At 63.0% G+C, this 26,349-nt stretch carries 28 protein-coding genes, 2 tRNA genes and 1 pseudogene; 15 read left to right on the top strand and 16 right to left on the bottom strand.

Annotation, left to right across the window (positions count from 1 at the left end):
* Position 1 precedes the first annotated feature (1 nt).
* The 3 genes and pseudogenes from O1A05_RS00445 (at position 2) to O1A05_RS00435 (ending at position 3,382) form a co-directional block, all read left to right on the top strand.
* Complete coding sequence (locus O1A05_RS00445) at positions 2-1,288, top strand: NAD(P)/FAD-dependent oxidoreductase (RefSeq protein ID WP_270106143.1); 1,287 nt, start codon at positions 2-4, stop codon at positions 1,286-1,288.
* A 107-nt stretch (positions 1,289-1,395) separates the two neighbouring features.
* Positions 1,396-1,785: pseudogene (locus O1A05_RS00440) on the top strand (IS1634 family transposase); the annotation flags it as partial.
* Positions 1,786-1,981: 196 nt separating this feature from the next.
* Entirely contained in the window at positions 1,982-3,382 is a 1,401-nt protein-coding gene (locus tag O1A05_RS00435; RefSeq protein ID WP_270105289.1) for an IS1380 family transposase, read from the top strand.
* A gap of 444 nt (positions 3,383-3,826) precedes the next feature.
* Here the strand turns inward: O1A05_RS00435 and O1A05_RS00430 are convergent, their stop codons facing one another.
* The 11 genes from O1A05_RS00430 to O1A05_RS00380 form a co-directional block, all read right to left on the bottom strand.
* Complete coding sequence (locus tag O1A05_RS00430; protein WP_270106141.1) at positions 3,827-4,429, bottom strand: hypothetical protein; 603 nt, start codon at positions 4,427-4,429, stop codon at positions 3,827-3,829.
* Positions 4,430-4,581: 152 nt separating this feature from the next.
* Positions 4,582-5,262, bottom strand: a complete 681-nt coding sequence (locus tag O1A05_RS00425) for a hypothetical protein (protein WP_270106140.1) — start codon at positions 5,260-5,262, stop codon at positions 4,582-4,584.
* Between the two features lie 536 nt (positions 5,263-5,798).
* On the bottom strand, positions 5,799-6,638 hold the full coding sequence (locus O1A05_RS00420; RefSeq protein WP_270106139.1) for a phage major capsid protein: 840 nt from the start codon (positions 6,636-6,638) through the stop codon (positions 5,799-5,801).
* Positions 6,639-6,801: 163 nt separating this feature from the next.
* On the bottom strand, positions 6,802-7,242 hold the full coding sequence (locus O1A05_RS00415; protein ID WP_270106138.1) for a hypothetical protein: 441 nt from the start codon (positions 7,240-7,242) through the stop codon (positions 6,802-6,804).
* Between the two features lie 2 nt (positions 7,243-7,244).
* Positions 7,245-7,550, bottom strand: a complete 306-nt coding sequence (locus O1A05_RS00410; protein ID WP_270106137.1) for a hypothetical protein — start codon at positions 7,548-7,550, stop codon at positions 7,245-7,247.
* Positions 7,543-7,698 (bottom strand): hypothetical protein, encoded by a 156-nt coding sequence (locus O1A05_RS00405; protein WP_270106136.1) that lies wholly within the window; start codon positions 7,696-7,698, stop codon positions 7,543-7,545. Before O1A05_RS00405 ends, O1A05_RS00410 begins: the two co-directional genes overlap by 8 nt.
* Entirely contained in the window at positions 7,691-7,837 is a 147-nt protein-coding gene (locus O1A05_RS00400; protein ID WP_270106135.1) for a hypothetical protein, read from the bottom strand. Before O1A05_RS00400 ends, O1A05_RS00405 begins: the two co-directional genes overlap by 8 nt.
* The gene (locus O1A05_RS00395; RefSeq protein ID WP_442867675.1) at positions 7,834-9,051 is read right to left on the bottom strand and encodes an AAA family ATPase; all 1,218 of its coding nucleotides are present in this window, start codon (positions 9,049-9,051) and stop codon (positions 7,834-7,836) included. Before O1A05_RS00395 ends, O1A05_RS00400 begins: the two co-directional genes overlap by 4 nt.
* Before the next feature lie 23 nt (positions 9,052-9,074).
* The gene (locus O1A05_RS00390) at positions 9,075-9,287 is read right to left on the bottom strand and encodes a hypothetical protein (protein WP_270106133.1); all 213 of its coding nucleotides are present in this window, start codon (positions 9,285-9,287) and stop codon (positions 9,075-9,077) included.
* A 5-nt stretch (positions 9,288-9,292) separates the two neighbouring features.
* On the bottom strand, positions 9,293-9,751 hold the full coding sequence (locus O1A05_RS00385; RefSeq protein WP_270106132.1) for a hypothetical protein: 459 nt from the start codon (positions 9,749-9,751) through the stop codon (positions 9,293-9,295).
* Positions 9,748-9,975, bottom strand: a complete 228-nt coding sequence (locus O1A05_RS00380) for a helix-turn-helix transcriptional regulator (protein ID WP_270106131.1) — start codon at positions 9,973-9,975, stop codon at positions 9,748-9,750. Before O1A05_RS00380 ends, O1A05_RS00385 begins: the two co-directional genes overlap by 4 nt.
* A gap of 80 nt (positions 9,976-10,055) precedes the next feature.
* On the opposite strand from O1A05_RS00380, the gene O1A05_RS00375 reads away from it, so the two are divergent.
* On the top strand, positions 10,056-10,838 hold the full coding sequence (locus O1A05_RS00375; protein WP_270106130.1) for a hypothetical protein: 783 nt from the start codon (positions 10,056-10,058) through the stop codon (positions 10,836-10,838).
* On the top strand, positions 10,825-11,991 hold the full coding sequence (locus O1A05_RS00370; protein ID WP_270106129.1) for a tyrosine-type recombinase/integrase: 1,167 nt from the start codon (positions 10,825-10,827) through the stop codon (positions 11,989-11,991). The genes O1A05_RS00375 and O1A05_RS00370 overlap by 14 nt, the downstream gene beginning before the upstream one ends.
* A gap of 27 nt (positions 11,992-12,018) precedes the next feature.
* On the opposite strand, the gene O1A05_RS00365 is transcribed toward O1A05_RS00370, so the two are convergent.
* Positions 12,019-12,109: transfer RNA gene (locus O1A05_RS00365), tRNA-Ser, on the bottom strand.
* An 81-nt stretch (positions 12,110-12,190) separates the two neighbouring features.
* Positions 12,191-12,697: a tRNA adenosine(34) deaminase TadA gene (gene tadA / locus O1A05_RS00360; protein WP_442867648.1), complete on the bottom strand. Its 507-nt coding sequence runs from the start codon at positions 12,695-12,697 to the stop codon at positions 12,191-12,193.
* A gap of 54 nt (positions 12,698-12,751) precedes the next feature.
* Here tadA and upp point away from each other — a divergent pair, with 54 nt between their 5' ends.
* The 7 genes from upp (at position 12,752) to O1A05_RS00325 (ending at position 18,440) form a co-directional block, all read left to right on the top strand.
* Entirely contained in the window at positions 12,752-13,387 is a 636-nt protein-coding gene (gene upp / locus O1A05_RS00355) for a uracil phosphoribosyltransferase (RefSeq protein ID WP_270106128.1), read from the top strand.
* A 347-nt stretch (positions 13,388-13,734) separates the two neighbouring features.
* On the top strand, positions 13,735-14,559 hold the full coding sequence (locus tag O1A05_RS00350) for a winged helix-turn-helix domain-containing protein (RefSeq protein WP_270106127.1): 825 nt from the start codon (positions 13,735-13,737) through the stop codon (positions 14,557-14,559).
* 99 nt (positions 14,560-14,658) lie between these two features.
* Complete coding sequence (locus O1A05_RS00345; protein ID WP_270106126.1) at positions 14,659-15,123, top strand: carboxymuconolactone decarboxylase family protein; 465 nt, start codon at positions 14,659-14,661, stop codon at positions 15,121-15,123.
* Between the two features lie 70 nt (positions 15,124-15,193).
* On the top strand, positions 15,194-16,324 hold the full coding sequence (locus O1A05_RS00340; RefSeq protein ID WP_270106125.1) for a pirin family protein: 1,131 nt from the start codon (positions 15,194-15,196) through the stop codon (positions 16,322-16,324).
* Positions 16,325-16,351: 27 nt separating this feature from the next.
* Positions 16,352-16,684: a GNAT family N-acetyltransferase gene (locus O1A05_RS00335; protein WP_270106124.1), complete on the top strand. Its 333-nt coding sequence runs from the start codon at positions 16,352-16,354 to the stop codon at positions 16,682-16,684.
* Positions 16,685-16,732: 48 nt separating this feature from the next.
* A complete protein-coding gene (locus O1A05_RS00330; RefSeq protein WP_270106123.1) occupies positions 16,733-17,899 on the top strand; it encodes an N-acetylglucosamine-6-phosphate deacetylase in 1,167 nt (388 codons plus the stop codon).
* 4 nt (positions 17,900-17,903) lie between these two features.
* Positions 17,904-18,440, top strand: a complete 537-nt coding sequence (locus O1A05_RS00325; RefSeq protein WP_270106122.1) for a SixA phosphatase family protein — start codon at positions 17,904-17,906, stop codon at positions 18,438-18,440.
* A gap of 86 nt (positions 18,441-18,526) precedes the next feature.
* On the opposite strand, the gene O1A05_RS00320 is transcribed toward O1A05_RS00325, so the two are convergent.
* Positions 18,527-18,600 (bottom strand) — tRNA-Arg (locus tag O1A05_RS00320).
* Positions 18,601-18,750: 150 nt separating this feature from the next.
* On the opposite strand from O1A05_RS00320, the gene O1A05_RS00315 reads away from it, so the two are divergent.
* A complete protein-coding gene (locus O1A05_RS00315) occupies positions 18,751-20,016 on the top strand; it encodes a DDE-type integrase/transposase/recombinase (protein WP_270106121.1) in 1,266 nt (421 codons plus the stop codon).
* Between the two features lie 250 nt (positions 20,017-20,266).
* Complete coding sequence (locus O1A05_RS00310) at positions 20,267-22,105, top strand: phosphoenolpyruvate carboxykinase (GTP) (RefSeq protein WP_270106120.1); 1,839 nt, start codon at positions 20,267-20,269, stop codon at positions 22,103-22,105.
* A 48-nt stretch (positions 22,106-22,153) separates the two neighbouring features.
* Here the strand turns inward: O1A05_RS00310 and O1A05_RS00305 are convergent, their stop codons facing one another.
* Positions 22,154-22,522, bottom strand: coding sequence for a hypothetical protein (locus O1A05_RS00305; RefSeq protein ID WP_270106119.1), 369 nt, complete (start codon positions 22,520-22,522; stop codon positions 22,154-22,156).
* 135 nt (positions 22,523-22,657) lie between these two features.
* On the opposite strand from O1A05_RS00305, the gene O1A05_RS00300 reads away from it, so the two are divergent.
* Positions 22,658-24,817, top strand: coding sequence for a RecQ family ATP-dependent DNA helicase (locus tag O1A05_RS00300; RefSeq protein ID WP_270106118.1), 2,160 nt, complete (start codon positions 22,658-22,660; stop codon positions 24,815-24,817).
* On the opposite strand, the gene manB is transcribed toward O1A05_RS00300, so the two are convergent.
* The gene (manB, locus tag O1A05_RS00295) at positions 24,818-26,347 is read right to left on the bottom strand and encodes a phosphomannomutase/phosphoglucomutase (RefSeq protein ID WP_270106117.1); all 1,530 of its coding nucleotides are present in this window, start codon (positions 26,345-26,347) and stop codon (positions 24,818-24,820) included.
* Positions 26,348-26,349: the final 2 nt, after the last annotated feature.

The following is a 26,349-nucleotide window of genomic DNA, read 5'->3' as shown; positions in this document are numbered from 1 at the left end:
CATGACACAGAACTCGCAGAACACCCAGCAGAACGCCCGGACGACTGCGGGCGTGGTCATCGTCGGTGGCGGTCAGGCCGGACTGCAGGCCGCCGCGTCCCTGCGTGATGGCGGTTTCACCGGCCCGGTGACGATCGTGGCGGAGGAGGCCGGGCAGCCCTATCAGCGTCCGCCGCTGTCCAAGGACTACCTCGCCGTCTCCGAGGACGGCTCGACCCCCTCCCCGTTGCCGCTGCGTGGTCCGGCCTTCTTCGCCGAGCAGGACATCACCCTGTTGTCCGGCACTGCCGCCACGGCCGTGGACCGGGAGGCGAAGACCGTGACCCTGGCCGACGGCACCGTGCTGCCCTATGGTTCCCTGGTCTTCGCCACGGGGGCCCGCAACCGGGAACTGCCGACCCCGGGCATCGAGTTGCCCGGCATCCACGGGCTACGCACCCTTCAGGACGCCGAGCAGCTCGGCGCCGCCCTGGACACGGCGCGGGACGTGGTGGTGGTCGGGGCCGGGTTCATTGGCCTCGAGTTCGCCGCGGCCGCCCTGGCCCGTGGCGCCCGGGTCACGGTCCTTGAGTTCGCCCCCCGCCCCATGGGTCGGGCGCTCACCCCGCTGCTGGGTGACTGGTTCGCCGACGCCCACCGCCAGCGCGGCCTGGACCTGCGCCTGGGCGAGGGCATCGCCTCCTTCGAGGCCGGCGACGACGGCCGGGTCGGGTTCGCGATCTCGACCACCGGGGGCCGGTACCCGGCAGACCTGGTGGTGGCCGGCGTCGGGGTCCAGCCCAACGACCAGCTGGCCGCCGCGGCCGGATTGGAAACCGCTAATGGGATCGTGGTGGACGCGGCCCTACGCACCGCGGATCCGGACGTATATGCGATCGGGGACTGCGCGAACTTCCCGTCCGAGCGCGCCGGGGGCCCGTTCCGGCTGGAGTCGGTGCAGAACGCCACCGACCATGCCAGGCACGTGGCGGCGGTGATCCTCGGGGAGGACGCTCCGTACCGGGCGCTGCCGTGGTTCTGGTCCACGCAGGGCCCGTACCGGCTGCAGATGGCCAACATTGTGCGTGCGGACGACGAGACCGTGGTGGTCGGCGACCCGGATCCGGCGAACCCGAAGTTCTCGGTGTTCTGCTTCCGGGACGGCGTTCTGGCCGCAGTGGAGTCGGTCAACCACCCCGGCGACCACCTCTCCGCCCGCAAGATCCTCGCCGCGGGCATCCAGATCACCCGGGAGGAGGCCCTGGCCGAGGGCTTCTCCCTCCAGGCGGCCTTCAAGGAGCGTTCCTGACTCGGGCCACTTTGAGCTGATTCGAGGCCTGATGGCCTTGGATCGTTGATTTTCGGGGGTTCGGTCAGGCGGATAGGACACTAATTGGTGGCCCATAGACTGTTGGGATGAGCCTGTTCGTGCGGAAGGTGAAGACTGCCTCCGGCGCGGTTGCCGTGCAGATCGCCGAGAAGCGCCGCGGCGTCCGCACGGTTGTCGAGAACCTCGGTTCCGCCCATACTGATGCCGAGGTGGCCGTGATGGTGCAGGTCGCCAAGGACAAGATCGCGGGCGATCAGCAGAAATTCGACCTGCAGATCCCGGTTGCCACGGACAAGTCAGCCCCGTCGGTTGGGCTTTCCGGGCCCGTCGTCACCGGTAGCTCGTCCCAACTGCTCTGGGACGTTTTCGAGCAGGCCTTCGCCCGGATCGGGTTCGAGTCCATCGGCAATGACGTCTTCAAGGCCCTGGTGCTGGCCCGGTCGTTCACGACGATGACACGCCAAAAAAGCACACGTTTTGGCACATAACCCGTAGTCGGGCTACCTCACGTGGGAGCAAAAAAGGCCCCGACCCCCAGTGTTTTCTAAGCCTTGATCCACCGATGAGCATGCTTGGTACTGGTACGTAATTAAGAACGAAATGCCCGTCTGACCGGGAAGAATGGCACTTGTTCAGGGTTCCGTTCCACCGCGATGAGAGGGCATCTCGCAGATGCAAGTTTCCCACACCCGTTCCGCACTGTCAGCTTCCTTCGACGAGCCGAACCTCATCGGCTCCGCCGGACTGGTCCCGATGATGGAGCTGGCCGCCGAGGCCGGCCTGCACCAGCTGGCCAAGGGGCGATTGACGGTGCCGACCGACAAGGGCGCCAACGCCGGGGCCAAGATCGCGGCCCTGGTGGCCGGCATGTGCGCCGGAGCCGACTCGATCGACGACATGGCCATCCTGCGCCACGGGGCGATGAAACGAATCTTCAACGCCTGCTACGCGCCCTCGACCCTGGGTTCGTTCCTGCGTGCGTTCACCTTCGGGCACGTCCGCCAGCTCGACGCGGTCGCCTCCGGACTGTTGGCCAACCTCTCCGTCAGGGCATCGGTGCTGGGAAGCCCCGGCGCCGGACAGTTCGTCTATGTGGATGTGGACGACACGATCATCGAGGTCCACGGCTATCAGAAGCAGGGCTCCGGGTACGGATACTCGGGCGTGCGTGGACTCAACGCCTTGCTGGCCACGGCGAGCACCGAGACTGCGGCCCCGGTGATCTTGGGTCAGCGTCTGCGTCGCGGAGCGGTGGGCTCCCCACGCGGGGCCTGCCGGTTGATCGCCGACGCGCTGGCCACGCTCAAGCGACTGCCTCCGGACTCTGGCGCCCGGATGTTGGTCCGTGCCGACTCGGCTTTCTACGGGCACGCCACCGTGGCCACCGCGTTGAAAGCCGGTGCCGACGTCTCGGTCACCGTGCGGATGAATCTGGCGGTCAAGGCCGCCATCGCCACCATCGCCGACGATGCCTGGACCGGCATCGAATACCCCGAGGCGATCTACGACGAGACCACCGGCACCTGGGCCTCCAAAGCCGAGGTCGCCGAGGTGTCCTTCACCGCGTTCACCTCGAGAAAGAAAGCCGAACGGATCCCCGGACGGCTGGTGGTGCGCCGCATCCCAGAACTGAACCTCAGGCAGGACGACGGGCAGCCGACGTTGTTCGACACGCACCGGTTCCACGCCTTCTTCACCACCGTGGATCCGGAAGTGTTGGACACGGTGGCCGCGGACCGGACCCACCGGCAACACGCGATCATCGAGCAAGTCAACGCCGACCTGAAAGACAGCGCCCTGGCCCACCTGCCCTCCGGCCACTTCGGGGCCAACAGCGCCTGGCTGGTCTGCGCGGTGATGGCCTACAACCTCACCCGCACCGCCGGGATCCTCGCCGCCGGCACCTTCACCAAAGCCCGCACCGGCACCATCCGGGCCAGACTCGTGAACATCCCGGCCCGAATCGCCTCCAGCGCCCGCAAAATTCGAATCAGACTGCCCGAGGCCTGGCCCTGGCAACAGGGACTCGAACGGCTCTTCACCGCCATCCACCCGCCACCACAATCGGCATAGCCAACCGACCGAACGCTGCGCCCCGGCACGACCGAAGGACCAACAGTGGAACACCACCGGCAGCGAGGCCGGTTACTTCCTCACGCCCAAAATCGATTCACCCGGTGCTTCCGGAATCACACTCCGGCCTGAACCCGCGTCGGTGGATCGAGGCTAAGGGAGTCGGGGCCTTCGACCTGGCGGTGACGGTGGGATTTGAAATCAATATCTCGCCTTATGTTCATGCGAGATCGGCTCTATCATGCGGATTTTAGATCACTGCAAGTAACGTGAATCAGCATGTTTTGAGTCCAAGTGTGCCCAAAATGTGCCCGCGTGCGTGGGCGCAAGGTGGTGCGGTGATCGCACCCCCGTAAGGGTGCGCACTTTCGCCGACCCTTCGTTCCCCCCAGAAAGGGGAGCAACTAAGTAGGAGCTCACAATCCAGTAAGCGCCTGTGTGCAACTAAATGTCCTCGTCTTCAGTGCGGCGTGGTTTTGCTGTTGCTATCGTCAGCCGATCGAGTGCTTTCTCAACCCTCCAGAGGGAGCCGAGGGCTCCGCCAGTAGACCCTCTCCAGTCATTCATGTCCAGAGCGTAAGACAGTTCCTCCACCGGACCGAACGGGCCCGATGCATTAATGACTACGCGGCAGAGCCTGTCCTTAGATGTACCGGCTAAGAGTTCGTGCCCGACACCCAAGTTCCACCGGAGCTCACGTCCCGGAGCTATCGAGGCGTGACCTTTATTGAATCGCTCAAGTGCTTCGATGAGCAGTTGATGATGCCTTTCTACGTGATCTGGCCATGGGTTGATTCGAATGATCACATTCGAAGCAACAGTGGGACCGCTGTTTCCAACTACCAGCTGAAGCATCTGACCGTCTATCGAGCTTGGCCGAATATCAGCCCATACATAGGGTTGCTGGGCAGATTCATAATCTAGGCGTTGCTGTTCAACTTGCTGCTTTGCAGCTAGTGCCGCGGTACGCGCCTGCAATGTCGCCAGACCAGCAATTATGACGGAGAGGAAAGAGATAGAGATCGTGATGAAGTCAGAAATCACCATGCTGAAAGCATCCCATATACGAGCGGCTCACTGACTGGAAGGACGTTTCGTCCGGAGGCAGGTCTCGTCGTACTTGCCGGACATGAGCTATCGAGCTATTCACTCGGGGAGCGCTTGTCTGTGCCAGCCGTTCACGGCGCCCAGACGACAGGCTACTTGTCTTCTGGGTGCTCCTCGAAGTCTTGGAGCGACGGGCCGCGTTCCCATCCGAATTGCTGCCGGAGCTTCTCGCTCATTTTCTCGGCCTTAGCACGAAGCATTTCGGCTTGTTCCGGGGAAATGCCGTGGGCGCGCATCGTTCTGATGTTGTGTAGCAATGCGGCCACCCAGATGTGTGCGGGCTGGTTTGCCTTCAGGATTGACCCGGGAACGTCTTGTGGATCCAGTTGGAGAGGTGTCTCGGTGACTGCCGCGATGCTATGTGCGGTTGCCGACCAATCAGCCTGTAGCCAATCGGACACTTCGGGGCGGCCTATATGCTCGGCCAACTTCATTATATTGAATCTTCCGGTAACGATGAGTTCGCCGATATCCTTATTTGCGCTAGCGAAGTCGAAAGACACCAGCCGGTGGAGAGTCTCTTCTGCCCGATCCCAAACCGCGGCGGCACGAACTTCATCAGCCCTCTCCTGCGCTTTCTCTGAGATTCGATTAGCATTCTCAGCAATTCGGTTAGCTTCGGTCGAAATATCGCGTGACTCTATGGCTGTCTGATTCGCCTTTTCCGCTAGCGTGTTGGCTTCCTTAGCCTTACACGTTGAAATTCCCGCGAACACGCAGGCGATTACGGCGATTAAGGCCATGGCGACGTTGATCCAAAATGAGGCATCCATGTTGGAATCGTACTGGTTGGTGCAGCTCGTGACCCCGTGGCGATCGCGGGGGATGCTTATCGCAAAGTCCCGAGGGGCTGGCCCACGGACCGGATGACCCCCACCCCGCATCCCCTCCCGTACGAGGGTGAGGGCACCCCACCAGGCATAGTGCCCATACCCCCCCTGGCTTATACGGAGATCCGCGCCGCGGAAACATGCGGATTATCCGTAACACCTCATGGCCACGTATTGCAGGTTCCAGCTCTCAGAACGGCCAGGAAATCAGTGTGTGAATGGCGGGCTCGGAAGCTCCGAAAGCCGCTCAGATCGCCACCAGTGGACTCGCAGAGGCAACCACGGGTCGAGGGGGTCCCATCTGCGGGATTCGCTCACGGATAGATCGCTATGCCTGGGGGTGCTTGGTGGGGTCCGGTAGCCCGGGGGGATACAGGGTGGGGTCTAGAGCAGACGAAAGCCCGCCTGTGCGATGCAGGCGGGCTTTCTAATCAGTGAATGAAGATAACTTGGAGGGTATCTTCACCTTTGATTTTACCTTACGGTGTCGTCACGTCGCTGGGATCTTGGGTGATACGGACGAGGCCGAGCGGCTGCGGGAAGCCGAATCCGATGCGCAGCGTGGCTCGGATCGCGACTCGATCAGACGTGAAGAATGGTCCATCGGAAATCGCGAGAGTTGTTCCTTCGCGCAGCACCGAGAAGATCTTCGTCTTGTCCACAGCCCAGATCGTTCCTTCGGGCACGTGCTTGTTCACGATGACCGGGCGGCCCATGATCACCCGAGCATCGGCAAGCAACGGGCGGTTGCTGTTCGCCGCGTCTTTGAACAGTGCGAGCTTGTTCGCGTCCGACGGATTCACGAGGAACGCGGAGACGACAGATCCGTTGGTCTCAGCCACAGAGACGGCGGAGATCAGGGCGTCGTGCACGTTGTCGCCCTCAGCGAGAAGGTACTGGGGGTCGATCGAGCCTAGCCCCCTTGGTGCCGGTGCGGGGAGGGCGCCGAGGAATGCCCGGTCGACTTGGGTGATGATGGCCCGTGCCAGGGATGCCCCCACGATGTTCTGTGCATCGGGGGTACTGTCTGCTGCAAGCTCGCGGGAGACGATGGTCAGCCCGGCCACCTTCGCAGGGGTGACGGTCACCTCGTCAAGGGTGGGGTCGTCGGGGGTGATCTCGCCACCTTCAGGGACCCATTCGGCTCCAGCATCTTCGCGGAGAACGGGAATGTGGAACTCGTGGGAACCCGTAGTGATGGTGGTAGCAACGTCGGGGTGGAATGCCACAGATTCGGCGGTCACGGGGTCGGTGATGAGGGCGGCGAACTCGGCGGGAAGGATGGAGTCAGCGCCGGTGTTGGAAGTCAGAAACGACATGATTATTCTCCTGGAGAGATAGCAATGAAATGGTGTGGTGTCTGATGGAGCTCTGCTCTGAACATCAGGTGCCCTCCAGGGGCTAACGGTGTAGCGAAAACGACTCCGGGCCGGTAGAACGCTACATTGAACATTCTACCAGCCCGGTGTGGTGCTACTGGGGTTATTCGCTGCGGAAGGCGTCAGACCAGGATGGGCCTTCGCCCGTGGGGTTTCCGTCACCCCGGCCGGATTGTTTGACGACGCCGGGCCGGTTCGCGAGCTGGGCCACGTCCTCAAGTGACTTCTGGAAGTCCTCGTCGGTGCCGTCGGTGCGCAGCAGATATTCGTAATCGGCGGGGATCTTGTGGCGCTCGATCTCGATCTGTCGGCGTAGCTCACGCAGCTCGGTCTGGAGCTGATCACGTTCGGCTTCGGTGTCGCGGAGCTGTCGCCGGTACTTCGCGGCCTCGGCGTTGCCCTTCGAGCGCGGCTCCGGGGCCTCCTGCTCGGTGGTCTCCTGTGACTGTTCTGGGGCTTCCGGGGCGGCTGGAGGTGGTGTTGCTACCTCCTGCTCCTGCTCGGCACTCTCGTTAACGGTGGTGGTGTTCTCGGTGGTGGTCATGGTCAGGCCTCTTTCGGGTAGTCGGGGTTGATGCCGGCAACAACACGGTCGTGCACGCCGGTCGCGGTGCGGGTCACCGTGGTGACTGCCTCGGCTGACGAGATCGGGGGGTCGGATACTGTTGCCGCCAGCACGATCTCAGTGTCGGTGGAGGGGCGGACGACTTCGCGAGCCCAGTTCAGTCGCTCATGGTCGGCTGCTTGGGTCGCGTCGTCGGCGGCGCGGATCTCGCAGTTGCGGGGGTCGTGGCGGAACACGAAGTTACGCAGCCATTCACCCCCGCAATCGGGGCACACGCGATCAGTCATCGTTGGGCTCCTCGTCCTGGTCGTTGGACGCGGCGGCCAGGCGAGTGATCGTGGTGGTGAACTTCTCAAGCTCGTCCATCGAGATCACGGCTTCGGCGGTGATGTTGATCAGACCGTTATCCGTCTTTTCAGTGCGAATGCTATGCATGATGGTTCCTTTTCAGTTCGGCAATTTGGTGCTCCAACGCCCGGATGCGGGCGGTCTTTTCGTCGTTGCGGGCCTCGAGCCATTTGATCAGGTTGCGGGAGTCAGTGACTGCCTTCTCCCACTTCTCGGCATCGGTCATGATGCTGCCTTAGCAAGCTCGAGGCAGGTGGAGCAGTTAGTGACCTTGTAGCTGGTGCCGTGACGATGGCAGGGGATCAGCGCCGAAGGTGTCACTTCACCCCTCGAAGGTGTCGAAGGTGTCATGTCCTGAGAAGGTGACACCTTCGACACCTTCGTGACACCTTCGTCAGGTTCTTCGATCTGGACTTGCCACACCCAGCCGGATCCAAACGATGACTTCACCGATGCGATACGCGGGTTCTTGCAGCGTTTGCGAGCGTTCTTCACCTCGTTGTCACTAAACCCAGCAGCGCGCCCAGCCTTGAGTACATCCGCTGCCTTCACTTCCTGGACGTCGCTGTTCTCTCTGATGTAGTCCAAGACGAATGCCTGAGCAGCGTTGCGGTCCTCGTCGTCGCCGTCGTGATCGTCGGATCCACGATTGATGATGTCTCCGACCGTGACGTCAGACTGTCCCAGGAAGCGGACCTTTCCGACGCTGGTGGTCCCGCCTTCGGTGGCGACGTCCACACTGTCGAGGGTGAACCTCCACGAGCCGAGGCCGGTGCCGTAGTTGTTCTTGTCCTGGGAGAGCACTCGGTCACCAGAGTCCTCGTCGCTGGCGAACGCCAGGTAAGACCGAGTGAGATCTCGCCACGCGTGCGAACCAGAGAGCTTGGAGCCGACGTTGCCGGATCCCTTGGAGAAGTGGTTGATCAGGATCATGGCGACGTCTTGTTCTTGTGCCAGGGCCATGAGCGGCCCGTATGACTTCCGAACGTCCTGAACCTTGTTCATGTCGCCGTCCATCAGCGACGGGGCCGGGTCGATGATGACCATCTTTGCGCCAGAAGCGTTGACGGCCTGCTCGAGCAAGTCGACGTTCAGAGGGAACCGAAGTTCTTGTTCCTGACGTCCGTGGTCCATGTAAACCTCGGCTTGGACCTGAAAGACCTGCTCGAGGTTGGCACCTGCTCCCATGAGCCGGGGGACCATTACGGTTGCCCAGTCGTCTTCTGGACCGAAGATGATGACCGGGTGCGCAGTGCCGTGGAGATCGCCCGGAAGTTCGCCACGTGTGAGCTGTGCTGCCAGGTCCAGCATGAAGGTGGACTTGCCTTCACCGCCGACACCGGCGGCTATAGTGCCAGTGCCGAGAGGGATCACGCCGTGACCTTCGGGCTTCCAAAACCACCGCTGCCGTCGTGGTCGGATAGTGCTTGCCCGCGTCATCTTCAAATGCAGCTGCGAGTCTGTCATGCGGCCTTCAACTTCTCCCTGTACTGACGGGCCTCGGTGTCGATAACGGTGGCGCGAACCACGCGGCTGATGCCGAGGCGCTCATGCTCAGCGCGCTGGTAGTCGAGTTGTTGTTGTAGGAGATCTCGTTGCCCTTGGAGGTATCCGGAGATCCACATGCTGAACGGGTCCGGTTCCCAGTACTGTCGTGACGCGAGAGTGTCTGGCACGTCGATCACCCGTAGTTCTCGGCCAGGTCGGTGAGCATGTTCGCCAGCGCTGCCAGTCTCTCCACCGGGAATTGAATGGATTCCTTGTCGTAGAAGCAGAAGAGGTTCACGGTAGTGCCCATGATCTCGTCGCCTTCGATGGTCGCGTCGAACAGCGGGGTTTCGGTAGACTTGGGCATTATCGTTCCTTCTTCTAGTGGTTCGATGTGAGCGGTCTGGACTGGATTCTTGGTGGAGTCGTCCGGGCCGCTCGTTTTTTCTGAGTCGGTGCGGAGGCTGTCTCGCACCTTGATGAGCAGATTGATGAAGCTGTCGATGTGTGCTGGAAGTATCCCGAAGGTCTGGGCTTCTTCTTCGTGTTCGAAGTCGATTCGGTATCCGATGTGGACGTCGCCGAAGTGCATTCGGGCCTGAATCGTGTCCGCCCCGTTCTCCCACTCGATGGTCTCTGTCAGGGTGTTCACGCTGATGCCTTCGGCTTGTAGTCGATGTCGGATTGGGTGAGTGTGTTCGCTTCGATCCATGCGTTGACGTCCTCCATGCGGTAGCGGATCGCACGGTGCCCCAGCTTGATGAACTTCGGGCCAGTGCCCTTGTATCGCCACTGGGAGAGGTTTGCCGTAGTGGTGCCCAGGTATCCGGCTACAACGTCCGGCTTCAAGAGGTTTCCGGTGACTTCGGGTGACATGCTTACTCCTGATTATCCATAGTGATTGTCGGCGAATCCAACATTTGAATCCTGACTCTGAGCCTAGACCGTGATTGTGAATGATGCAAGTTCCGACGTATGATCTGGATATGTCAACAAGAAATCGCAACTCGAGGCGTCCAATCGAGCAGGGGCCAACTGGCCGCACCGTCGCACGCAATCTTGCGCGGATCCGAAAACAAGCCGGCGTAACGGCTGAACAGCTTGTCAACGCACTGTCTGAAGTTGGCCACAAGATGCCCCGTACTGCGATTAGCGATATTGAGGGCGGTCATCGACGTGTAAATGTGGACGAACTGGTCGCCCTATCCGTGGTTCTGAAGGTCAACCCGAACGCGCTCCTGCTGCCTGACTACGCGGGCGAGGTAGATCAGAGTGATGAAGTGACGGCGGTGACGCAGGAAACCAGCGGAGAAGAGGTTTGGGCCTGGGGTGACGGTTGGGACGCCTTGCCTCAACACAAGGTAAATGCACCGTCAGTCAATGAAGAAGCGCCTCCAATGGAACGAGGTAGACAGCGGGCGCGGCATAACCGCATAGCTCACGGATTGGACTTTCTCGATCGAGTTCGCCCCGACGGTGAGATAAGCGACAGTAGAGAGTTCCTGTCTGCTGTCCACTCTCAAGTAGGCAGCATGGGTCCAACTGAGTGGCTTTCCATCTGGAAACACGACGCTCACGAGAATGCGAGTTATCGAGTCTCGGCATACCCGGAAGGCGGGTGGAGTGACATGCGCGACTATTTCGAGCGGATGCGGTTGGAAATCTCAGGGATAAACAATTCAACCGAAGCCCGCTACTTACGTCAGCTTGATCCCGAGAAGTCTCATGGCAACGATTGAGTCTTACGAGACCAAGGCAGGTCTGCGCTACATGGTCCGGTATCGGGGCCTCGATCGGAAGCAGACGAAAGAGCGTGGGATCAAGACCAAGCGTGAAGCGCTGGCACGTAAGGCCGCGATTGAGTTTGAGCTGAGTCGTGGCGAGTTCATCAAGCCGAGTATGGGTCAGGTGACAATCAGTGAACTGTCGGAGCCGTGGTTGGACCGGAAGCGCGGTCACCTGAAACCGTCGTCGCTGAGGCCGCTGGAGATCTCATTGCGCCGCCAGGTGCTGCCTCGGTGGGAGAATTGGCGGATCTCGGAGATTCGACACACGGGTGTTCAGCAGTGGATCACGGACATGCGCAGGGGAGATCCTGATCGAGGAGTGAAGCCGCTCTCGGCGACGGTGGTGATCCGCGCCTATGGCATTCTTGCCGGGATCCTAGATGATGCGGTGAAGGATCAGCTGTTGCAGAAGAATCCTGCTCGAGGGGTGACGCTGCCGAAGAAGGGCAAGAAGGCTCACGTGTACTTGTCGCACGAGGACGTCCACCGTCTTGCCGAGGAATCTGAACATCCGACTGTGGTGTTCGTGCTTGCCTACTGTGGTTTGCGGTGGGGTGAAATGGCCGCGCTTCGAGTGAAGGACGTAAACCATTTCAAGCGCCGTCTCCACGTGGAGCAGAACGCCGTTTATGTCGGTGGCGACCTGCATATTGGTTCCCCAAAAACGCACGAGGTCCGCAGTGTGCCGTTCCCGAAGTTCCTCGCTGATCCGCTTCGAGAATCGTGCGCCGGTCGTCATCCTGATGACCTCGTGTTCCCGGGGCCGGATCTTCGTCCAATGCGTACACCTCGTGTGAGTGCTGAGTCGCGTTCGTGGTTGGCTGGCGCGCTTCGTCGTGCTGAGCTGCCCTTGATCACGCCGCACGATCTAAGGCATACCGCTGCCAGCCTCGCAGTGAGTGCTAGGGCGAACGTGAAGGCGGTGCAACGCATGCTTGGGCACGCGTCTGCTGCTATGACGCTGGACGTGTACGCGGACCTGTTTGACGACGATCTGGATGCTGTTGCCGACCGCATGAATGAGGCAGTGTCAGCGTTGAGTGTGCCCAAATTGTGCCCAAATCAGGAAACTGGGGATATGCTGAAGGCCTCCACTTCCGCATGATTCTGCGGGAGTAGAGGCCTTCTTGGCTGGCGGTGACGGTGGGATTTGAACCCACGGTACGGGGTTACCGTACACAACATTTCGAGTGTTGCACCTTCGGCCGCTCGGACACGTCACCATTTCGAGTGGTGAAACTCGACTTGGTTAGCTTACCGGTTCGCCACCAGTGGGCAAAACCGAGTTGAACACATTCGACCGATTAGTTGCGGCGACGCTCGTCGAAGAAGTCGGTGAGCAGCGCAGCGCACTCGGATTCCAGCACGCCCGGATGCACCTGAACCTCATGATTCAGTCGAGGCTCCCTCACGACATCGAAGACGGATCCACAGGCACCAGCTTTCTCGTCCCAGGCGCCGAACACCAGCCGGGGGATCCGGGCCAGCACGATCGCCCCGGCGCACATGGCGCACGGCTCCAGCGTGACGATCAGGGTGCAATCATCCAGACGCCAACTGTGTTCCTGGTTGGGGTGCTGTTGTGCCCGATGGTGAGCCGCGCGACGCAGTGCCAGCACCTCGGCATGGGCGGTGGGATCGCCGTGCTGTTCTCGCTCATTGGCGCCGGTGCCGATGATGTTTCCGGCGGCGTCGACGACCACCGCGCCGATGGGCACATCCCCGCGGTCACCGGCGTTCTCAGCGAGTTCGATCGCCTCCTGCATCCAGCCGCGCAGGGCGGTGTCGTCAGGGACCGGGAGCAAGCTCATGACTGGAAGTATAGGGCGCCTTGTACTTGCGCGACCTGCCGTAGACTCGTGGCCATGCAGGTACACGTTGTTGAGCACCCACTGATCGCCCACAAATTGACGGAGCTGCGTCGCCAGGAAACGCCCTCCAATATCTTCCGCCAGCTCACCGAGGAACTGGTGATGCTGTTGGCCTACGAGGCCACCCGGAACCTGGAATTGGAGGACGTCGAAATCCAGACGCCGGTCACCAAGACGGTGGGCAAACGTGTGATGCGTCCGCGCCCGCTAGTGGTCCCGATTCTGCGCGCGGGTCTGGGTATGCTCGAGGGTATGGTGCGCATGGCACCCACTGCTGAAGTCGGCTTCCTGGGCATGGCGCGCAATGAGGAAACCCTCGACATCGTGACCTACGCCGAGCGGCTGCCCGCCGACCTGACTGGTCGCCACGTGTTCGTGCTGGACCCGATGCTCGCCACCGGCGGCACCCTGGCCGAATCGATCAACTTCTTGTACCAGCGCAATGCGCGTCGGGTGACCTGCATCTGCCTGCTCGGCGCACCTGAAGGTCTGGCTCGGCTCGAAGAATCCCATGGTGACGTCGACGTCGACCTCTACTTGGCTTCCATTGACGAGAAGCTCACGGACAAAGCGTATATCTACCCTGGCCTGGGAGATGCTGGAGATCGCCTGTACGGCGTCGCAGAATAATTCGGGCCCGATGGGAGCTAGTGCTGGTGAATTCCGCGAGGTTCCGCTCAAGCACGTATCGGGTCATCGCACAAGGTGAGACGAATGGTACCGAATATTACGAGTGAGTTTTGTCACAAAAGCACCGAAGTATTCCACATAGTGAGACATTGGGGCTTATGTTACTTGCCACGACGGTTTATGACGGACCACTGTTGAGTAAAGAAATTCCGAGATGCGCTTTGCAGGGAACCTACAGGCTCCCGCGCGTCCGTCACCGTCGGTGAGGTAATACCGCTGCTCATGGCAACCCTGTGGTCAGCACCATTCCGTAGCCGAAGGTACCTGTTCATCAAAGGAATCGATCAATGACAACTTCACCGCAGGGATACGTTCACATCTCCGTTCGCAACGCTCAGCGTCGAGCCGAACGAGCGCGAATGTATCGCAACCACGGTGGCGCCACTCCGGTGGCGACGCAGCGCACTTTGCGCTCCGTCAGCGATGTGGAGTCGGATGAACAGCATTTCACCGGCGAAGAGCCCAGCACCATGTTGGCTCCCAACGGGGCGTCGAACCTGCAGGCCGTGGCCCAGGAAACCGAAGCCCGCGGCTTCGTCATCTACGTGGGGATGGACGAGGCAGCCGCCTCCGCAGCTGGCACCTCGCTGACCCGCCTGGCCAACGAACTGCGCCACTATGTGGAATCCCTGGTTCCCGGTGCCGATTCTCACGCCGCCGTGGCCATCGCCCCGGCCGGTGCCCCTGGTGACGATCTCGAGGTCGTGCGTCAGGTACTCGGCGACCCGACCATGCAGCAGAGCATCCGCCCGGATCTCGCCCAGCCGCCGGCTCCGGTGTCGACCCGCCAGCCGGGCGTGCTGATTGATCTGGCCCGCCGCGAAGTGCTGCTCGATGGCGAAGCCCTGAACCTCACATACAAGGAATTCGAGCTGCTCAACTACCTCGTCGAAAATGGCGGGCGCACCGTCAACCGCGACGAGTTGCTGGAATCCCTGTGGAAGAACTCCGATGAGGTCCCCAACGAGCGCACCATCGACGTGCACATCCGTCGTCTGCGGGCCAAGCTTGGCCGTCTTTCCGGCACCGTGCGCACCGTACGCGGCCAGGGGTACCGGTTCTACGAGCACCCAGAGGTCGTCGTCTGGGCGGCTCCCGAATACAGCATCTGATCAGTTCACCTGACTGTTTCATCCCTCACGGGGCGCGGAATATCTCCGCGCCCCGTGAGGTTTCTCCAGCAGTAGCATTCGCATCGCTTGGAGGAATTCGTGGACGCACTGTCCTTCTATCTCGACAAGTCAGATCCTGGCGCGTGGAAAGCCGTCGGTCAGTTGGCCACCGCAGCGACCGGCTCGGCCCGTGACGCAGGACTCGACGACCAGCTCATCGAGTTGGTGAACATTCGGGTCTCCCAAATCAACGGCTGCGCTTACTGCCTCGATGTGCACCTGCCCCGCGCCGAACAAGCCGGGGTGTCCTCGCAGCGTCTGGGCACGGTAGCGGCCTGGCGCGAAGCCGAACAACTCTTCTCCGAGGAGGAACGCGCTGCGCTGGATCTGGCCGAGGCTGTGACGCGGCTGCCCGACCAGGAGAGCCTGCACGTCTCCCAGATCATGGCGGCCGCTGTACTCACCGATGCCCAGTACTCGGCTGTGCAATGGTTGGCGATGACGATGAACCTCACCAACCGGATCTCGATCCTCTCCCACCACCCGGTGAAGCTGCGCTCCTAACCGGCGAGCGGTGGGCAGGCCTGCCCGTTTCGCCGCGGAATGTGGAGAATGGAAACATCGAGGGGAAACGATGACGAATCTTGAGAAGAATCCGGAAGAAACGATCTGCGAGAACGGCCCCCGGTTCACCGAGGGACTGACCCCGGGAGTGCGCCGCGAGTCCGCTGGCGACGCCCCGGGCAACAGTGTGGTTGAGGTGCTCGAACCACGAGACGTCCCGCTGGGCGGACCCCGGGCCATGACGGTGCGCCGGACTCTGCCACAACGAGCACGGTCCCTGGTGGGAGCGTGGTGCTTCCTCGATTTCTTCGGACCAGACGACGTCGCCGAAAGCGGCGGCATGCAGGTCGCACGCCACCCGCACACCGGGCTGGCCACCGTCTCCTGGTTGTTCGAGGGGCGGGTGGACCACATCGACTCGGCCGGAAACTGGGCCACCGTGCGCCCCGGGGAAGTCAACCTGATGAACGCCGGCCGCGGCATCACCCATTCGGAGCACTCCACGGATGACACCACGGTGCTCCACGGGGTGCAGCTCTGGTACGCCTTTCCCGACGCCCACCGGTTTACGGACCCCTCGCTCGCGCACCACCGACCCACACCGATTCGCGGGGATGGGTTCGAAGCCAAAGTGTTCTTAGGCTCCCTGCTGGGTTACACGTCGCCGGTGCCGACCTACCTTCCGCTGACCGGCGCTGAGATTCGGCTGGAGCCCGGCGCCGAACTCGTTGTCGAGGTGCCGGCCGAACATGAACATGGAGTTCTGGCGGTATCCGGTGCGTTGCAGCTCAACGGGGTCACCGTGGAGAAGGACCACCTCGGCGTTGTCGACAACGGAGTCACGCGCCTGACGATCACGGCCGGAGACGATCCCACCCTCGCCGTGCTCATTGGCGGGGAACCGCTGGGCGAGCAGATCGTCATGTGGTGGAATTTCATCGGCCGCAGCCACGAAGAAATCCTCACCTTTCGGGCGGCTTATCAGCAGGAGATGGGCTTTGAAACCCCCGCTGAGGGCTCACCCATTCCGGCGGACCACCCGCGCGGTGCGGCCATCGCCGGGCCCGACCTCGATGCGCTGATCGGCATGCAGTACGACGATGGCCGCAGTTTCCCCCAGTTCGGCGAATTTCCGCCGGGCCGCCCGGCGCCGTTGCCGGCGCCAGAACCACCCAACACCAGGATGCGGCCGCGCGGCTGAGTCCCCACTCACCGAGAAAGGTAGACCATGAACGACCAGGCAACCCCACAGGTCATCGACCAGGACGACCGTTTCGCCGTGATCGTCGACGACACCCGCGCCGGCTACACCATCTACGTCGACCATGAAGCGGCCGACGGAACGGTGGAGCGGATCTTCCCGCACACCACAGTGCAGGAGGAATACGCCGGGCAGGGGCTGGCCTCCGTGCTGGTGCGCGGCGCTCTCGAAGCCACCATCGCAGCGGGTGCGCGCATCGTCCCAGTGTGCCCCTACGTCAAGGGCTGGATCGAGAAGCACCCCGACTTCGCCTCACACGTGGTCGCGCCCACCCCGACGCACCTGCAGCTGCTGCGCTGACCCGGCGCTGGCCGGCCCAGACTAACCCAGCGAACGAGAGAACCTCCTATGGTTGAGCAGCTGTCCGCCACCATCCTCGATGCCCATGGTCGGTGCGTTGGTAGCGGGCTCGTCCTGGACGACCTGGGCACCGTGGTCGACGTCGAACCACCCGTCACCCAGTCCAGCGGCGCACCAGCATCATCGTCCCGAACGGATGCCGCTGTGTTCCCGGGACTTGTCGATGTGCACTGCCACGGCGGTGGCGGCATCTCCTTCTCGGACGCCCCGGAGCTGCATGAGATCGCTCGGGCCGCCGAGGCTCATGCGATCAGGGGCACCCTGAACCTCGTGGGATCTCTGGTCTCACTGCCAGACCCGCTGCCCGCCATCGCCGCTCTCGCTCGGGCCTGTGATGCGGGAATTCTCGCCGGCATTCACCTCGAGGGGCCCTTCTTGAGCCCGGGTGCCTGCGGCGCGCAGGACCCTGCCGCCCTGCGGCCCGTCGATCTGGCCGAGCTCGAGGCCATGCTCGACGCAGGCGGCGGCTGGGTGCGCTCGATGACCCTGGCCCCCGAACTCGACGGCGCGGCCGAGGCTGCTGCAGCATTGCATGAGTCCGGAGCCCGCCCGTCGTGGGGTCATACCGCGGCCACCGGAACCCAGGCTCGCACGGTGCTGGCCCGGACCGCCGAGAGCGGCATTCGCCAGACCGTCACCCATCTCTTCAACGCGATGCCTGCGCTGCATCATCGGCGCCCCGGGCCGGTGCTGGAGTTCCTGGCCGCGGCACGACGTGGTGCGGCGGCGGTGGAGGTCATCGGAGACGGCATCCACCTCGACCCGGACCTGGTGGGGGAGTTGCTGGGCTCGCTGGACCCCAGCTCCACCGTGATGCTGGTTTCCGATGCCATGGCCGCGGCGGGCATCGGCGACGGTGAGTACCGCCTCGGTGGTCTCGACGTCACCGTGCGCGGTGGCCGCGCAACCCTCACCGGAACCGACACCCTGGCCGGTGCCACCGCAACGCTGGGGGACCAAGTGGCAGGCTTGCTCGATGCGGGAGTTCCCGCCCCGGCACTGGCCCGGGCGAGCTGCGGCACCCCCGCCGAGGCGCTGGGTCTACCCGTACCGGCCCCGGCCGCCCTGGATGAGCCCTTCTCCGGGGTGCTGTTCTCCGGCAGCCGCCGTCGCGTATGGAAGCAAGGCAGGGAGCTTACTGCCTCGGTACAGTAGCACCATGACTACCGCGCGCGACGACCTGAAACGGCTCATCATCCTGCGTCACGCCAAGGCCGCCTGGCCGCGCGACGTCGAAGATCACGACCGTCCGCTGGCCACCCGGGGTCACCGCGACGCCCCACACGCCGGTATCTGGTTGCGTGAGGCCGGGCTGATCCCCGACGCCATCATCTGCTCCGATGCGCTGCGCACCCGCCAGACCTGCACCTGGGTGTGCTCTGAGCTGGGGGAGAAGGCGCCCACCCCCTACCTGGAGGAGCGGCTCTATCACGCCGGCCCGAGCGAGGCGCTGTCGGTGATCAACGAAACCGGAGACCAGACCCGCACCCTGCTCGTCATCGGGCATATGCCGTGGGTACAGGAGCTCGGAATGCGGATCGCCTCGGTCGATTCTGAGGAATCCGCCGTCATGGAGATGGCCGAGCGTTATCCGACCCTGGGGTTGCAGGTTTTCGAGATTCCTGGAGACTGGGCGACCCTTGATGGACGCGATGCTCGGATGACGCACTTCACCGTGCCCCGCCACGACAGCTGATTCCGGCGCGGGGGAGGCCTCGTGGTCGGCGGACGTCGGTGGTGACTGTTAAACGACAAAACCCGCTGTCACCAGCGGGTTGATCGTGCGCCCTAAGGGATTCGAACCCCTGACCTTCTGTTCCGTAGACAGACGCTCTATCCAGCTGAGCTAAGGGCGCATCAGTCGCAACGACCTCGAATAACTATACGCACTCAGTTCGCGAATGCAAAATCGACGCGTTGACTCATGCTAAATGCCCGCGTAGGCCGAGTCGTTGACTCATCTCAAAATGCCCGCGTAGCGGCAAGCTACAAGCATGGAGTTGACGATGACCCAGCGCAAGGCAATCACAGCAGCTCAAGCCAAAGCCTGGCCCAAAGCAACTAAGACCGAAAAAGCAGCGATCCTTGACGCGGTCGTCCACGTCACTGGCTGGCACCGCGACCACGCCCGGAAAATGCTACGCCGCGCCGCCACCGGCGAAACCCCAGGCCCCCGTAAAACACGAGAGCCCGTGCGTCGCTATAGCCAAGAAACCACCGAAGCACTCGTACGCTGCTGGGCCCTGCTCGATGGAATCACGGCTAAACGCCTCACCGCAGCCCTGCCACGGTTACTCACCGCGTTGGAACGCTTAGATCGTCTCGAGATGAGCCCCGAGACACAACAGCAACTCCTGTCCATGTCCCCGGCCACCATGGACCGACACCTGAAGCCCTACCGACAGGGACTCATTGCCACCCGCGGTATCGCTCACACGAAACCCGGCAGCTTATTGAAGTCCTCGATCCCGATGAAAACCTGGGCCGAGTGGGACGACACCACCGCCGGATTCATCGAGATCGATCTCGTCGGCCACGAAGGCGGTGATAACAACGGATGTTTCTACTACAGCCTCAACGCCACCGACGTCGCCACCGGATGGACCGAAACCTGCACAGTGCGCTCCAAAGGCGAACGCATCGTTGCCACCGGCCTCGACAACCTCATCAACCGATTCCCCTTTCTGATCATGGGCATCCACTCCGATAACGGTTCCGAGTTCATCAACCATCACCTGGCCAAATACTGCAGACTCCGGCAACTGACCTTCACCCGTGGCCGGCCTTCTCATTCCAACGACCAAGGCCACGTAGAACAGAAAAACTGGTCTATCGTGCGCCGAGCGGTGGGCTACTGGCGCTACGACACCGCCCGAGAGCTCGATCTCCTCAACCAGCTCTGGCCCGCTCAAAATGACCGAAACAACCTGTTAATGCCCAGCCAGAAACTCATCTCCAAGACACGTCACGGTGCGAAAGTCACCAAACGCTACGACACCGCGACGACCCCAGCCGACAGGCTCTTACGTGATCACGCCGAGGTCTTAGACACCAAAGAACGCGACGCCCTGCAACACCGCCTCGATACCGTCAATCCCATCGAGCTCGGCGATCACATCGAGCTCATCCAAGCCAACCTCTTCGAACTAGCTAAACGCCGCGCACCGGTACAACAACGAGCTAAACGCAACCGTGTTTACGTCTCCGGGACCAAGCTCGACAAGCGGGCATCTTTGGATGAGTCAACGACTCGAACCACGCGGGCATCTTGACATGAGTCAACGAGATCGAGTTGAGCAACCGGTGTCCAGGCGGGATGCGAGCCCGCGATTTTGCGGGCGAGTGCGGGAAAGTAGTGTCACGAAACACAGGTGAGCCACCTGGTAGGATCACCGCTAAGGGCTGGCTGCGCCGGTCCGTGGGGAGTGAGGCGCGTGGTGGTGTGCACAATGTCGTGCATGCGTTGCTCTGTCGCTGAACTTCTCTGAGTTCACGTGTGTCCGCAATCATTAAAGGAACCCTATGGCTGAGAACTCCTCGTTGCCGATCGCTGACCAGGTCGAGGCGAGTGCGCCCACGTCCTACGCCAAGCTGCTCGACTGGGTCAAGGAGGTGGCCACGCTCACCGAGCCAGACTCGGTGTATTGGGTGGATGGCTCACAGGAAGAATATGACCGACTCACCGCCGAGATGGTCGAAGCAGGAACCCTGGTCAAGCTGAATCAGGAGACCTTCCCCAATTCGTATGCTGCTTTCTCCGATCCGGCCGACGTTGCCCGGGTCGAGGATCGCACGTTCATTTGCTCCGAAAACGAGCACGACGCTGGCTTCACCAACAACTGGATGGAGCCCTCCAAGATGCGCGGCATCCTGGATGACGCGTTCCGTGGCTCCATGCGCGGCCGCACCATGTACGTGATCCCGTTCGTGATGGGCCACCTCGACGCCGAGGATCCCAAATTCGGCGTGGAAATCACCGACTCCGCTTACGTCGTGGCATCCATGCGCATCATGGCCCGCATCGGTACCGAGGTGCTGAAGAAGATCGAGGAGACGGAAGCGTTCTTCGTTCCCGCACTGCATTCGGTCGGCGCCCCGCTGGAGGAAGGCCAGGAAGACGTCGCGTGGCCGTGCAACGAGACCAAATGGATCGTGCACTTCCCCGAGGAGCGCTCCATCTACTCCTACGGTTCCGGCTACGGCGGCAACGCCCTGCTGGGCAAGAAGTGCTACGCGCTGCGCATCGCCTCGGTGATGGCTCGCGATGAGGGCTGGCTGGCCGAGCACATGCTGATCCTGCGTCTGACCAGCCCCGAGGGTAAGTCTTACACCATCTCCGGCGCCTTCCCGTCGGCCTGTGGCAAGACCAACCTGGCGCTGATCGACCCCACCATCGACGGCTGGAAGGCCGAGACGCTGGGCGATGACATCACCTGGATTCGTCCCGGGCACGACGGCGAATTCCGCGTGGTCAACCCCGAAGCCGGTTACTTCGGCGTGGCACCGGGCACCGGGTGGTCGACCAACCCGAACGCCATGCGCGCCATCACCAAGGGCAACTCCATCTTCACCAACGTCGCACTGACCGACGACGGCGGCGTCTGGTGGGAAGGCATGACCGACGAGGTCCCCGAGCACCTCATCGACTGGCAGGGCAACGACTGGTCCCCCGAATCGGACACCACCGCTGCTCACCCTAACTCGCGGTTCTGCACCCCGATCGACCAGACCGACATGCTGGCACCGGAGTACAGTGAGCCCAACGGGGTCAAACTGGATGCCATCCTCTTCGGTGGCCGCCGCAAGACCACCATCCCGCTGGTCACCGAGTCCCGCACCTGGGAAGACGGTATCTTCAAGGGTGCCACCCTGTCTTCGGAGACCACCGCCGCCGCCACCGGTGCGGTGGGCGTGGTGCGCCGCGATCCGATGGCGATGCTGCCCTTCATCGGCTACGACGCCGGCGACTACCTGAACCACTGGGTCTCGGTGTCCGGCAAGGTCGACCCGGAGAAGCTGCCCCGCATCTACCTGGTCAACTGGTTCCGTCGTAACCGCAACGGCGGCTTCGCCTGGCCGGGCTTCGGCGAGAACTCACGCGTATTGAAATGGGTTGTTGAGCGTCTCGAAGGCAAGGCTGACGCCGAGGAGACCCCCATCGGTTTCGTGCCGACTCCGGAATCTCTGGACCTGACCGGCCTCGACCTCGACCCGGAGAACCTCGAGGACGCTCTGGCCGTCAAGGCCGACGAGTGGGCCGACGAGGTCAAGCTGATCCAGGAATGGTTCGACCGCTTCGGTGACTCGCTGCCCGCATCCATCACTCAGGAACTGGATGCCCTGAAGGCCCGCCTGGGCTGATACCCACCCCGGTCGTCAGCGACGACCACCGAAGAGAGCGGCTCGCGTCTAATGCGGGTCGCTCTCTTCGGTGGTCTTCTCGCTGGCTTCGTCGCTCGTCGCGTCGTGCGTGGCGGCGTAGTAGTCGTAAATGAGTTGCTCGTCTTCGGCGTCCAGTGCCCGATCCGCATCGGCGCTGGGTGCTTGCTTGATGGTCTGCTTCGAATAAGGCACCGAAAGCCCGTGCTCAGCCCAGGTCGCCTCGTGCAGCGGCACATAGGTCTCCCGGCTTCCGAAAGTGCCGATGATCACCGAGACGAAACTCAGCTCCTGGGTGAGGTTGTCCGCGTAGACCTGGTGGATCCGACCAACCTTGCGCTGCCCGGCCGCCCACATGACCGCCTGATTCAGCTGGGTCGCGGTGACATTCAACGCCATGGTGACCCTCCTCATCCCCAATCACTCGTGCAGAGTGTCTTACGACGATACTGACCACCGTCGACGAAGACTATGGTTGACCCCCTGCTGTGGATAGCGAACCCGCGCGCCGAGCCGGTCCCGTAGGATGTGGCCATGCCCGAGACTGACACCTCCCTGCGTGCCGAAGCCGAGAGCGCGCTGCGCCGTCTGGTGGGACGCGATGACGCCGTCTTCCACGACGGCCAGTTCGAGGCGATCGAAGCCCTGGTGGAGCATCGCCGCCGAGCACTCGTGGTCCAGCGCACCGGTTGGGGTAAGTCTGCGGTGTACTTCCTCTCTGCGCTGTTGCTACGCGCCCGTGGTGCCGGGCCCACGCTGATCGTCTCCCCGCTGTTGGCCCTGATGCGTGACCAGGTCGCCGCCGCCCAGCGCGCCGGCGTGCGGGCCGCCGCGATCAACTCCGCCAACGCCACCGAATGGGACGAGATTCAGCAGCGCCTGACTCAAAACGATCTTGACGTGTTGCTGATCTCGCCCGAGCGACTGAACAATCCGCGGTTCCGCGACCTCTACCTGCCGCAACTGCTGCGCACCATGGGGCTGCTCGTGGTCGACGAGGCACACTGCATCTCCGACTGGGGTCACGACTTCCGTCCCGACTACCGCCGCATCCGCGACGTCATCGGCTCACTGCCCGCCTCCGGAGACACTCGAGTGCCCGTACTGGCCACCACCGCCACCGCCAACGAGCGCGTGGTCCACGACGTCATGGAGCAGCTCGGAGCGGCCAGCACCGAGGAGGTCTTCCTGCTGCGCGGGCCGCTGTCGCGCTCCTCGCTGCGCTTAGGCGTGCTGCGCCTGGCCAACCCCGCTCAGCGCCTGGCCTGGCTGATCACCCACCTCAAAGATCTCACCGGATCCGGCATCATCTACACCCTGACCGTGTCCTCCGCCCAAGACACCGCCCGGGCGCTGAGCGAGGCCGGCTACACGGCGGTGGCCTATACGGGCCGCACCGATCCGGAGCAGCGGGCCGAACTGGAGCAGGCGCTCAAAGACAACGAGGTCAAAGCACTGGTGGCCACCTCAGCCCTGGGCATGGGCTTCGACAAGCCCGATCTCGGGTTCGTGGTGCATCTGGGCGCTCCCAGCTCGCCGGTGGCCTACTACCAGCAGGTGGGCCGTGCCGGCCGCGGCACCGACCACGCCGATGTGCTGTTGCTCCCCGGCCAGGAAGACCGTGACATTTGGCGCTACTTCGCCACTACCTCCATGCCCGACGAACACCGGGCTCGCACGGTGCTCGACGAGCTCAGCGCAGCCGGTGCGCCCCTGTCGGTCCCGGCCCTGGAAGCCCGCGTGGATATTCGGCGCACCCCGCTGGAACTGCTGCTGAAGGTCCTCGCGGTGGACGGGGCGGTGGAGCGGGCCGCCGGGGGCTGGCAGACTACTGGAGTAGCGTGGAGCTACGACGGCGAACGCTACGGTCGGGTGGAAGCCGAGCGCATCGCCGAGGAAAAGCTGATGCTCGACTACGAACATACCGAGCAGTGCCGCATGCGGTTTTTGGCCACCGTGCTCGATGACCCCTACGCCGCCGACTGCGGGCGGTGCGACCGGTGCGCCGGCCCCTGGTACCAAACCGAGGTCGCTGACCACGCCCGCGCCCAAGCCTCCCGGGCGCTCGGCCAGGTGGGTGTGCGCATCGAACCGCGCCGGGCCTGGCCCACGGGAATGGACCGGCTCGGGGTGGAACTCAAAGGCAAGATCCCGGAGACCGCCCAGGCGGAGGAGGGACGCGCCATCGCCCGGCTCTCCGATGTCGGCTGGGGTACCCGGCTGCGCGAGCTCCTGGGGCAGCGCGACGATGCCTCCCAGGATCTTCCGGTGGACAAGGCACTCATGGACGCGATGGTCACCCTGCTGAAGGAATGGCCATGGCAGCAACGTCCCATCGCCGTGGTCAGTGTGCCCTCGCGCCGTCGCCCCACCCTGGTGCGCAGCGCGGCCGAGGGAATCAGCTCCATTGGCCAGTTGCCGTACCTGGGGGAGTTAGCCGCACCCTTCGGTGGGCCGAGCGGGCCTCCGGGCGGCAATAGCGCCTTTCGGCTGGCCGCGGTGTACGAACAGTTCAGCGTGCCCGAGCCGATGGTACAGGCACTGCAGGAAGCTGCAGCTCAGGGACAGTCCGGCCCGGTACTCCTCGTGGACGACCTGGTGGACTCCCGGTGGACGCTCACCGAATGCGCCCGGATACTGCGTGCCGCCGGGGCCCAAGGCGTACTACCCCTGGCGCTGGCCTCAGCAGGCTGATCAGCTGCGGACCAGAGCCAGCACCACGTCGCGCACGATCTCCATGGTCTCGCGGTCGTGTGCCTCACCGTTATAACGCAAGAACGGTTCTGTGTTGGAGGGGCGCAAGTTGAACCACCAGCTGCCATCAGCAGCGGAGACGGTGGTGCCGTCCACTTGGCTAACCAGGGTCTCCTGACCTGCCAGCTTCGGGTGGCAGGGCTCGCACACGTAGCCCGTATTTGCACCCGATTCCGGCCACCCCACCGCGAACTCGACGAGCACCTTCTCCACAGCGGCATCCTTGTCGGCCACCTCGGAGTTGATCTCCCCGGACGCCACGTAGGGGCTGTACTCGGCGGCCAGCTCCGACAGCGGCAACGGCTGCTCGCCGAGGGCGGCCAGCACGTGCATTGCGGCCAGCATGCCGGTATCGGCGTTGAAGAAATCGCGGAAGTAGTAGTGGGCGGAGTGCTCGCCGCCGAACACCGCAGATTCCTGCGCCATGACCGCCTTGATGAATGAGTGCCCCACGCGGGTCTCCACAGCGCGACCACCCTCGGCCGCCACCAGCTCCGGCACCGCGCGCGAGGTAATCAGGTTGTGAATCACCACCGGGGTCTCCTCCGGGGCGTGCACCACACCGTTGACCGTGGAGCCGGCGCGGGCCCGATGAATCTCTCGGCGAGCCACCAGTCCGGTCACCGCCGAGGGGGAGACCGGCTCACCCTGCTCGTCGATGACGAAGCAACGGTCGGCGTCACCGTCGAACGCTAACCCAAGATCGGCGCCGTGCTCACGCACCGCCGCCTGCAGATCCCGCAGGTTCTCCGGCTCCAGCGGGTTCGCCGGGTGGTTCGGGAACGTGCCGTCCAGTTCGAAGTACAGGGGGATGATTTCCAACGGCAGTGCGGCCAGCTCGGCGTCGCCCAGCACCGCGGGGGTGGTCTTGCCAGCCATACCATTGCCGGCGTCCACGACGACCTTCAGCGGGCGGGAGCCGCTCAGATCCACCAGTGAGCGGAGGTAGCCGGCGTATCCGGCCAGTAGGTCCTTCTCGGTGCGCGAGCCCAACGCGGTCACTGGCTCGGGCAACCCGGACTCCAGGTACCCTTGGGCTACGTCGCGGATTTCAAACAGCCCGGATTCTGACGAGATCGGCACCGCCCCGGCCAACGACATCTTCATCCCGTTGTACGCCGCGGGGTTGTGCGAGGCGGTGAACATCACGCCCGGGGCGTCCAGCACCCCGGCGGCGTAGTAGAGCATGTCGGTGGAAATCAGACCCAGATCAACAACGTCGGCGCCGCGCTCGGTGGCGCCTTCGGCGAAAGCAGCAATGAAAGCGGGGGTGGAGGCGCGCATGTCGCCGCCCAGCAGCACGGTCTGCCCGGCCAGGTTGAGCACCTCCACGAAAGCGGCACCCACGGCGCGCACCGATTCCTCCGTGATGGTCTCTCCGACAATGCCGCGCACGTCGTAGGCCTTGAAGGAATCGGTCAGGTCAATCGGCGTCGCAGCGCCCTGGGATCCAGAAACAGGTGAAGTCACGA

The sequence above is a fragment of the Citricoccus sp. NR2 genome (assembly GCF_027594385.1).
Lineage (GTDB): Bacteria > Actinomycetota > Actinomycetes > Actinomycetales > Micrococcaceae > CmP2.
The sequence above is the reverse complement of the archived record's forward strand: the minus strand, read 5'-3'. Positions and strand labels throughout refer to the sequence as shown.

What these genes read in the sequence shown, in the direction of transcription:
- O1A05_RS00370 (WP_270106129.1), top strand. Translation starts at nt 10,825, where the DNA reads ATGGCAACGATTGAGTCTTACGAGACCAAGGCAGGTCTGCGCTACATG.
- O1A05_RS00335 (WP_270106124.1), top strand. Translation starts at nt 16,352, where the DNA reads ATGAACGACCAGGCAACCCCACAGGTCATCGACCAGGACGACCGTTTC.
- O1A05_RS00400 (WP_270106135.1), bottom strand. Translation starts at nt 7,837, where the DNA reads ATGACCGATGCCGAGAAGTGGGAGAAGGCAGTCACTGACTCCCGCAAC.
- O1A05_RS00435 (WP_270105289.1), top strand. Translation starts at nt 1,982, where the DNA reads ATGCAAGTTTCCCACACCCGTTCCGCACTGTCAGCTTCCTTCGACGAG.
- O1A05_RS00340 (WP_270106125.1), top strand. Translation starts at nt 15,194, where the DNA reads ATGACGAATCTTGAGAAGAATCCGGAAGAAACGATCTGCGAGAACGGC.
- O1A05_RS00415 (WP_270106138.1), bottom strand. Translation starts at nt 7,242, where the DNA reads ATGACCACCACCGAGAACACCACCACCGTTAACGAGAGTGCCGAGCAG.
- O1A05_RS00330 (WP_270106123.1), top strand. Translation starts at nt 16,733, where the DNA reads ATGGTTGAGCAGCTGTCCGCCACCATCCTCGATGCCCATGGTCGGTGC.
- O1A05_RS00375 (WP_270106130.1), top strand. Translation starts at nt 10,056, where the DNA reads ATGATGCAAGTTCCGACGTATGATCTGGATATGTCAACAAGAAATCGC.
- O1A05_RS00430 (WP_270106141.1), bottom strand. Translation starts at nt 4,429, where the DNA reads ATGGTGATTTCTGACTTCATCACGATCTCTATCTCTTTCCTCTCCGTC.
- O1A05_RS00420 (WP_270106139.1), bottom strand. Translation starts at nt 6,638, where the DNA reads ATGTCGTTTCTGACTTCCAACACCGGCGCTGACTCCATCCTTCCCGCC.
- upp (WP_270106128.1), top strand. Translation starts at nt 12,752, where the DNA reads ATGCAGGTACACGTTGTTGAGCACCCACTGATCGCCCACAAATTGACG.
- O1A05_RS00380 (WP_270106131.1), bottom strand. Translation starts at nt 9,975, where the DNA reads ATGTCACCCGAAGTCACCGGAAACCTCTTGAAGCCGGACGTTGTAGCC.
- O1A05_RS00425 (WP_270106140.1), bottom strand. Translation starts at nt 5,262, where the DNA reads ATGGATGCCTCATTTTGGATCAACGTCGCCATGGCCTTAATCGCCGTA.
- O1A05_RS00410 (WP_270106137.1), bottom strand. Translation starts at nt 7,550, where the DNA reads ATGACTGATCGCGTGTGCCCCGATTGCGGGGGTGAATGGCTGCGTAAC.
- O1A05_RS00325 (WP_270106122.1), top strand. Translation starts at nt 17,904, where the DNA reads ATGACTACCGCGCGCGACGACCTGAAACGGCTCATCATCCTGCGTCAC.
- O1A05_RS00300 (WP_270106118.1), top strand. Translation starts at nt 22,658, where the DNA reads ATGCCCGAGACTGACACCTCCCTGCGTGCCGAAGCCGAGAGCGCGCTG.
- O1A05_RS00305 (WP_270106119.1), bottom strand. Translation starts at nt 22,522, where the DNA reads ATGGCGTTGAATGTCACCGCGACCCAGCTGAATCAGGCGGTCATGTGG.
- tadA (WP_442867648.1), bottom strand. Translation starts at nt 12,697, where the DNA reads ATGAGCTTGCTCCCGGTCCCTGACGACACCGCCCTGCGCGGCTGGATG.
- O1A05_RS00405 (WP_270106136.1), bottom strand. Translation starts at nt 7,698, where the DNA reads ATGCATAGCATTCGCACTGAAAAGACGGATAACGGTCTGATCAACATC.
- O1A05_RS00350 (WP_270106127.1), top strand. Translation starts at nt 13,735, where the DNA reads ATGACAACTTCACCGCAGGGATACGTTCACATCTCCGTTCGCAACGCT.
- O1A05_RS00315 (WP_270106121.1), top strand. Translation starts at nt 18,751, where the DNA reads ATGACCCAGCGCAAGGCAATCACAGCAGCTCAAGCCAAAGCCTGGCCC.
- O1A05_RS00395 (WP_442867675.1), bottom strand. Translation starts at nt 9,051, where the DNA reads ATGACGCGGGCAAGCACTATCCGACCACGACGGCAGCGGTGGTTTTGG.
- O1A05_RS00310 (WP_270106120.1), top strand. Translation starts at nt 20,267, where the DNA reads ATGGCTGAGAACTCCTCGTTGCCGATCGCTGACCAGGTCGAGGCGAGT.
- O1A05_RS00445 (WP_270106143.1), top strand. Translation starts at nt 2, where the DNA reads ATGACACAGAACTCGCAGAACACCCAGCAGAACGCCCGGACGACTGCG.